General features: G+C 72.4%; 5 protein-coding genes, 2 tRNA genes and 1 pseudogene. 2 read left to right on the top strand and 6 right to left on the bottom strand.

Going from position 1 to position 7,118, the window contains the following annotated elements; all coding sequences use genetic code 11:
* Window positions 1–62 precede the first annotated feature (62 nt).
* Window positions 63–1,424: a PrsW family intramembrane metalloprotease gene (locus ACIGFK_RS06865; RefSeq protein WP_376659431.1), complete on the top strand. Its 1,362-nt coding sequence runs from the start codon at window positions 63–65 to the stop codon at window positions 1,422–1,424.
* Here the strand turns inward: ACIGFK_RS06865 and ACIGFK_RS06870 are convergent.
* The 3 genes from ACIGFK_RS06870 to ACIGFK_RS06880 all read right to left on the bottom strand — a co-directional run bounded on the left by ACIGFK_RS06870 (window position 1,333) and on the right by ACIGFK_RS06880 (window position 4,071).
* Window positions 1,333–2,385 (bottom strand): M23 family metallopeptidase, encoded by a 1,053-nt coding sequence (locus tag ACIGFK_RS06870; RefSeq protein WP_386472795.1) that lies wholly within the window; start codon window positions 2,383–2,385, stop codon window positions 1,333–1,335. The genes ACIGFK_RS06865 and ACIGFK_RS06870 overlap by 92 nt on opposite strands.
* Before the next feature lie 282 nt (window positions 2,386–2,667).
* The gene (locus ACIGFK_RS06875) at window positions 2,668–3,972 is read right to left on the bottom strand and encodes a PP2C family protein-serine/threonine phosphatase (protein ID WP_376659433.1); all 1,305 of its coding nucleotides are present in this window, start codon (window positions 3,970–3,972) and stop codon (window positions 2,668–2,670) included.
* Window positions 3,973–3,997: 25 nt separating this feature from the next.
* Window positions 3,998–4,071, bottom strand: a tRNA-Met gene (locus ACIGFK_RS06880).
* 229 nt (window positions 4,072–4,300) lie between these two features.
* On the opposite strand from ACIGFK_RS06880, the gene ACIGFK_RS06885 reads away from it, so the two are divergent.
* Window positions 4,301–5,152 carry a YhjD/YihY/BrkB family envelope integrity protein gene (locus ACIGFK_RS06885; RefSeq protein ID WP_376657955.1) on the top strand — a complete coding sequence of 284 codons (852 nt, stop codon included), beginning with the start codon at window positions 4,301–4,303 and terminating at the stop codon, window positions 5,150–5,152.
* A gap of 10 nt (window positions 5,153–5,162) precedes the next feature.
* Here ACIGFK_RS06885 and ACIGFK_RS06890 read toward each other — a convergent pair whose 3' ends face one another.
* The 3 genes and pseudogenes from ACIGFK_RS06890 to ACIGFK_RS06900 form a co-directional block, all read right to left on the bottom strand.
* Window positions 5,163–6,428 carry a hypothetical protein gene (locus ACIGFK_RS06890; RefSeq protein ID WP_376657956.1) on the bottom strand — a complete coding sequence of 422 codons (1,266 nt, stop codon included), beginning with the start codon at window positions 6,426–6,428 and terminating at the stop codon, window positions 5,163–5,165.
* A gap of 217 nt (window positions 6,429–6,645) precedes the next feature.
* Window positions 6,646–6,718, bottom strand: a tRNA-Lys gene (locus ACIGFK_RS06895).
* A gap of 141 nt (window positions 6,719–6,859) precedes the next feature.
* Window positions 6,860–7,118: pseudogene (locus ACIGFK_RS06900) on the bottom strand (RNA helicase); the annotation flags it as partial.

The raw sequence follows: 7,118 nt of genomic DNA on the forward strand, positions 1-7,118 counted from the left end.
ATCATGTGTTCCGAGCGCTCTCTGCTGTGCTCGCACGCCCGTCGGGCACGGTCCGCACGTGCGTGCTCGTCGTTCTGCTCGCCACCACGGGTGTCGCGATCCTCGAACTCGTGCGGGAGCAGACCGGCACCCCCGGCTTCTTCGTCGGCCTCGGCCTCGCCCTGCTGCCCGTCGCGCCGCTCATGGCGGCCTTCCGGTGGCTCGGCCGGGCCGCTCCGGCGCCCTGGCCGCAGTTGCTCTTCTGCTTCGGCTGGGGGGCCTGCACCGCGGCGCTGATCGCGATACTGGCCAACAGCTTCGCCACCGAGTGGATAGCCGGGGCCACGGCCGACCCGGCCCGCGCCGACACCCTCGGTTCGGTGGCTATCGCCCCGGTCGTGGAGGAGAGCGCCAAAGCGGCCGTGCTGCTCCTCGTCTTCGTCTTCCGCAGACGGCAGTTCACCGGCCCGGCGGACGGTTTCGTCGTCGCCGGATTCACCGCGACCGGCTTCGCCTTCACCGAGAACATCCTCTATCTCGGCAATGCCTTCGGCGAGGACCTGGCCGACGGCACGGGCGTACTGGATTCGGTGACCGCGGCCACCTTCTTCGTACGGATCGTGCTGTCGCCGTTCGCGCACCCGATGTTCACGGTCCTCACCGGGCTCGGCTTCGGCGCTGCCGCGCTCAGCGCCCGCCGTTCCCGCAGGCTCGCCCTGCCGGTGCTCGGCCTCGGCGCCGCCATGTGCGCGCACGCGCTGTGGAACAGTTCCTCGCGGTTCGGGGAGTACGGGTTCTACATGGTCTACGGCTGCGTGATGGTCCCGGTGTTCGCGTTGCTGGTGTGGCTGGCGGTGTGGATAAGGCGGCGTCGGCTGCGCGCCGTCGCCCGCGAGCTCGCGGAGTACGCGGCGGCGGGCTGGTTCACGCCCGCCGAGGTCCCGGCACTGGCCTCGATGCCCGCCCGCTCGCTGGCCCGCACCCTGGCCCGGCGCCGCGGTGGCCGTGCGGCCGGCCGTACGGTCGCCCGGTACGAGGCGGATGCGACGGCGCTGGCCCTGCTGCGGAACCGGGCGCGCCGCGGCGGCCCGTCGGGGGAGCCGGATTTCGCGGTGCGGGAGCGGGAGTTGCTGGACCTGCTGTGGCTGCGCCGGGCGACTGCGGGGCCCGCGCTGGCCCGGGCGGCGGTCCTGGAGGAACTGTTCCCGCCGTGGTCCGCCCCGCGGCCGGCACGCGAACCCGCCACGGCCCCGGCCCCGGCAGCGCCCACGGCCTCGTCGGCGCGCCCGGCTCCGGCCGCCGGTGTACCCGCCCCCCGACGGGCAGCCCCGACCCCGGACGCCGCCCCGGGCCTCAGACGTTCAGGCCCTTGGAGGTCAGCCACGCCAGCGGGTCCACCGTCGAACCGCCCTTGCGTACTTCCAGGTGCAGATGGGGCCCGGTGACGTTGCCGGTGGCGCCGACGCGGCCGATGGTGTCCCCGGCTCCGACCGAGCCGGAGGTCACCGACATCGAGGAGAGGTGGCAGTACCAGACCTCGGTGCCGTCCTCCAGCTCCAGCACGATCCGGTACCCGTACGCCCCGGACCAGCCGGCCGAGGTGATCTTCCCGGCCGCCACGGCCTTGACCGGGGTGCCCGTGGGGGCGGCGAAGTCCAGGCCGGTGTGATAGCCGGAGGACCACATGGAGCCGGCGACCCCGTAGTGCGAGGTGAGGGTGTAGGCGGAGGTGGGCAGCGAGTAGCTGCCGGCCGACTTCGCGACGCGCTCCTGCTCGGCCTTGGCCGCGGCGGCCTCCTCGGCGGCCTTGGCCTCGGCCGCAGCCTTGGCCTCGGCGGCGGCCTTCGCGTCGTCGGCGGCCTTCTGCGCGGCGTCCACCTCGGCCTTGGCCTCCTGCGCGGCGGCGGTCTGCGCGGCCTGCGCGGCATCCGCCAGCGCCTTGGCCCCGGCGGCGTCCTGCTGCGACTCGGCCTGCTGGAGGATGCGGTTGCGCAGCACCTCGCCGGCGTCAGCGCCCCGGCCCGCCTGCTGCGGGATGATCCCGGCCTGCGCGCCCGTGTGCCGGGTGTCGTCGGCGGAGCCGTGGCCGCCGGAGAAGTCGCCGTCCAGCACCTGGGTCATCGTGGGGAGGTCCGGCATGTCGGGCAGGTCCGGCATCGACGGCATGGATATGGCGACCTGGGGCCTGTCCTGCGCGGTGGCTATGCCGCCCGCGCCGACGGCCGCGATGACGCCGACACCCAGCACGGTGGAGCTGCGCGCGAGTCCCCCGCGCTGCCGGGCGACCCGGTGCTTGCCGCGTACGGGACGGACCGAATCCTCGGTGGGATTCCACTCGCCCCAGGCGCCCGCCGTGGGCGGTTCCTGGATCTCCGTGCCTTCAGGGGCAGGCAAGTTGGAGGCCACCGGGGCACACTCCTCATTGACGCGCACGCGCACGGCGCCGTCTCTTGCGACGGCTGGGACGACCGCGCTGCGTTATCGAACGGTAATAGACACAAGGGAGTGATTCCAAGCTGTTGTGATTGATCGTTCCCACCAATCAGCCACGCAGCGACCGTCTTTGGCCATGACTTTTCGGTACAGACCGGGCTCAAACAGGGCAATATTCGGACGTTTACCCTGCATCTTGCGCCACATTCAGAAAATGACAACCCGTCAACTTCCTCGCTGAGAGCGCCGCTTCCTCTACACAGCGTCACGACGTCTCCCGCGGGGCACCACCCGTACGGTCCTCCGCCGCTCCGGCTGCCCCTGCCCCGGCCGGCCCACCGCGAGCAGCGCCATGTCGTCCATCGCCCCTCCGCCCGTGTGCCGGCGCACGTCGCTGCTGAGCGCGCCGAGCAGTTCGGCCGGGCCCGGGAACACCCGTCCGCGCAGCCGGGCCGCCGGGTCGTAGAAGTCGCCCGTCACGTTCCGCGCCTCGGTCAGCCCGTCCGTGAACAGCAGCAGGGTGGTCCCCGCCGGGAAGGCCCACTCCTGGGCGGCGTCCGGCCGGCCGCCCAGCTCCCCCAGGCCCAGCGGCAGGGCGGGCTCCGCCGGGGCGAGCACCGCCAGTTCGCCGTCCGCGTGCAGCAGCAGCGGCTCCGGGTGCCCCCGGTTCAGCAGCCGCAGCAGCCCCGTACCCGGCGGGATCTCGCCCAGCACGCACGTCGTGAACCCCTCCACCGCGTCCAGGCTGTCGCGCCGGGCGCCCTCCCGGGCCAGCGCCCGCTCCAGCCGCAGGGCCAGCGCCTCCAGCGTCGGCTCCGTCTCCGCCGCCTCCCGGAACGCGCCGAGGACCACCGCGACGGCCTCCACCGCACCCAGACCCTTCCCCCGTACGTCACCCACCGCCAGCCGCACGCCGTACGGGGTGTCCTGGACGGCGTACAGGTCCCCGCCGATGAAGGCGTCGGCCTGCGCCGCCTCGTAGCGCGCGGAGACGTACAGCCCGGCGACCCGCTCGGCGGGCGTCGGCAGCACCGCACGCTGGGCGGCCTCGGCGATCTCGCGCGCGGAGGCCAGCCGTTCGCCGCTGCGCCGCACCACCCGGTTGATCAGGACCGCCAGCCCGGACACGGTGACGACGGTGGCCATCTCGGTGAGCGCCGCCGCCTTCCAGGAGGTGCCGTGGTGGATGTGCAGCAGGAACACCGTGAGCGAGGCCAGCAGACCGGTCATGACGGTGGCCCGGAGGCTGAGGAGGGGAGCGGCGACCAGCGGGGCCGCGGAGAAGAACGGGGATCCGGTGAAGCTGGGCGGGGTCGTGAAGTCGAAGACGAGACCGAGCACGATCAGTACGGCCGGCAGCGCCCGCAGGAGCCGCGCCACCACGCCGGTCCCGGCTCCGCCCGCGCGGTCACCGTCGTCGCCCTGCCGGCCCAGCCCCACCACGCTGTTCTCCTGCCGCCGGGTCCCCCGCCCCTCAAGGCTCGCGCCACGAGCGGCCCCTCGGCGAGCCGGCGGAGGCCGTACGGATGAAGCGGCATACGACGAAGGCCCGGTTCCCATCAGGGAACCGGGCCTTCGTACTGAGTAGCGGGGACAGGATTTGAACCTGCGACCTCTGGGTTATGAGCCCAGCGAGCTACCGAGCTGCTCCACCCCGCGTCGGTAAACACAACTCTACGCCATCCGGGCGGCGCCCTCCGCCAATTAACCGCCCCGCCACCCCACAAATCGATATAACCCCAGGTCAGAGCCGCGAAACCAGCGCGATCCCGGCGCGATCCCGGCAGCCCGATATGCCGAGTTCCGCCGTCGTTCTCGTGCAAGGTGGTCACAGCCGCCGGGAGCCGTGCCGAGCCGTGACCTGCCGTGCCTCATGAGGAGTTCCAACGTGCCTGTACCGAAAGCCGGGCCGCACAGGCTCCGGCTGCCCGGCTGGATGCGCAGGCACACCCCGCTCCTGTACCGGGTCATCAATCAGCTCGCCGACGTGAACGTGCTGGACTGCGCGACGAGGCTGGCCGCCCAGGCCTTCCTCGGTGCGCTGCCCGCGCTCTTCGTCGTCGGTGCCCTCGCACCCGACTGGGTCCAGGACCAGCTGGTCTCGTCCATCCGCGGGACCCTGGGGCTCCAAGACGCCGCGCTGGACCAGGTGCGGGCCCTCTACACCGACGCCGACGGGGCGACCGCGGCGGGCACCGGTGCGGTCGGGGTCGTCGTGGCCGTGCTGTCGGCGACCGCGTGCAGCCGTGCCATGCAGCGGATGTGCGAACGCTGCTGGCACCTTCCGAAGGCCAAGGCCGCTCTCGCGGCCTGGCGGTGGGTGGCCTGGGTCAGCGTCTGGCTGATCGCGCTGCTGTTCCAGGGGCCCATCCAGAACGCCTTCGGCACCGGCCTGCTCGGCGGCTTCTTCCTGGCCCTGGTGAGCAGCACGCTGCTGTGGTGGTGGACGCAGCACCTGCTGCTCGCCGCCCGCATCCCCTGGCTGCCGCTGCTGCCCGGCGCGCTGCTGGCCGGGCTGGGCCAGCAGTTGATGACCGCGGCATCACGGATCTACATGCCCCACGCGGTGGCCCGGAGCATGCAGCAGTTCGGCAGTCTCGGCTCGGTGTTCGTCCTGCTGTCGTGGCTGATCATGCTGTTCGTCGTCGTGACGGTGGCCGTCGCCCTGGGGTACGTGGTGGCACGCGAGCCCCTGCCCGCCCGCCTGCTCCGCACTCCCCTCGAACCACCACCGCCGTGACGGCGGACCGCTACCGCCCTTCGGTGCCTCCGGACCGGGCATTGCTCCGGCCGCCGGCCGCCAGCAGCGACAGCACGGCCAGCAGGACGAGGAGGATGAGCACCAGCAGCAGGACCGTGAGCACCGTCGGGTGGTTCCACAGCGCGAACACGAGCGCGATCACGACCAGTACGCCGATGGTGAGTGCGCGCCGGTGGGCCTCCACCCACGTGCCGACGCTGCCCGTGTGCATCCCGTGGCCGGCGCCCCAGCCGACGGCCGAGTCCGCGGCGTGTTCCGCCCTGCCCCGCACGCCGCGCGGCAGCCGGCCCGCGCCGGACAGGTAGGCGCCGAGGGCCACCACGACGCCCAGGACCATCGCGGTCCGCAGGCTGACCCGCAGGAACCGCACCAGGGTGTCGAAGACCGACGCGGCCGCAGCCGGGGACTGGACCTCCGCCGGAAGGTGGTCGAGGTAGTAGCGGCGGGCGATGACCAGGGCGATCGCGACGACGAGGCAGGCGGCGGCCGCACACAGGGCCGTGGTCACCAGCGCCCGGCGGCGGCGCCGGGCGAGCAGTACGCCGGCCGCTCCGAGGAGCACCGTGATGACGGGCAGCCAGTTTCCGAGGACGTCCAGGAGGTGGACCGCGTTCCGGATCTTCGCAAGCTTGTCCGACTGGAACAGCACCATCTGCTTGTTGACTTCGGGAATCTTCTCGGCCGGTTTGATGCCGGCCTTCACGAGGTCGTCCTTGACCTGCTCCACGGCCTCGCCGACGTTGAGCGTGACGGTGCCGCCCTCGACCTCGACCGCGCCCCGGCCCTGGCCGGTGAGCGCGTGCACGACCGCGTTGTGGGCGGCCCGGTTGGCCTTCGTCCAGATCTTCTCGAACCGGTCGCTCTCGACGAACCGGGTCGCGATCTTGTTGACGGCCGAGTCGGCCGCCGAGTCCAGCTGCGGGCCGAGCGCCTTGACCGCGTTGCCGACGCGCGGCGGCAGCCCCTGGGACTCCAGCCACTTCGCCAGGTCGTCCGTGACCTGCGAGCCGTCGATGCGTACGTCGGCCGCCTCGGTGATGCGGTGTGCGGCGGCCTGCTCGACCGCCGGGTCCGAGGCGAGCGGGGCGACCGTGGACACGTACCGGTCGGTGTCCAGCACGATGTCGTGGACCCAGACCGTCAGGAGGGACACCGGCACGAGGATGCAGGTGAGCGTGATCAGGACGGCCGAGGCGACGCTCGCGGCGATCCGCTTGGCATGCGACGTGCCCGGCGGCTGGGACGGCTGATTCATGGCGCTCCCGACGACGACTGAGGTGAACAACCACCTCCGCCCATTGGACGGGTGCCTTCACCGGATGCGCACCTCCAGCGGGCGAAAGGGATGACGCACCGTCGGCCCGCGCACCGGTCGGCGGGCCCTTCCCGGAAACGACGGAGCGCCCCTCCCGGCCGAAACCGGAAGGGGCGCTCAGCACCAGGTCGGAGGCATGGCCCCGGCCTGGGAGCGGTAGGCCATGTCGGACTCGAACCGACAACCAACGGATTAAAAGTCCGCTGCTCTGCCAATTGAGCTAATGGCCCTCCACGTGCTCACCCCAGAGCATAGCCGCAGAGCGCCCGTCAGCCGATCGGGTATCCGACGACCGGCCTGTCGGCACGCGAAAGGGCCCCCGCGACCGGAGTCGTGGGGGCCCTGTCGGACGGTCAGATCAGGACCGTTCGTCAGCCGTTGCGCTTCCAGCGCGGCTTGTCGTCACGACGGCCGCCGAAGGAACCAGTGGAACCGGTGGAGCCGGAGGGACGGTGGTCGTCGCGGCGGCCGTACGGGCGGTCGCCGGCGCCGCCGGAGCGGAAGCCACCGGACGGACGGTCGTCACGACGGTCGCGGTTGAAGGGGCGGTCGCCGCCACCGGAGCGGAAGCCGCCACGGTCGCCACCGCGGTCGTCACGGTTGAAACCACCCGACGGACGGTCGTCGCGT

The sequence above is a fragment of the Streptomyces sp. NPDC085524 genome (genome assembly GCF_044541755.1).
Taxonomy (GTDB): Bacteria; Actinomycetota; Actinomycetes; order Streptomycetales; family Streptomycetaceae; genus Streptomyces.

Excerpts from the sequence above, each read along its gene's own strand:
- ACIGFK_RS06875 (WP_376659433.1), bottom strand. The coding sequence starts at position 3,972 with ATGGGAACCGGGCCTTCGTCGTATGCCGCTTCATCCGTACGGCCTCCG.
- ACIGFK_RS06890 (WP_376657956.1), bottom strand. The coding sequence starts at position 6,428 with ATGAATCAGCCGTCCCAGCCGCCGGGCACGTCGCATGCCAAGCGGATC.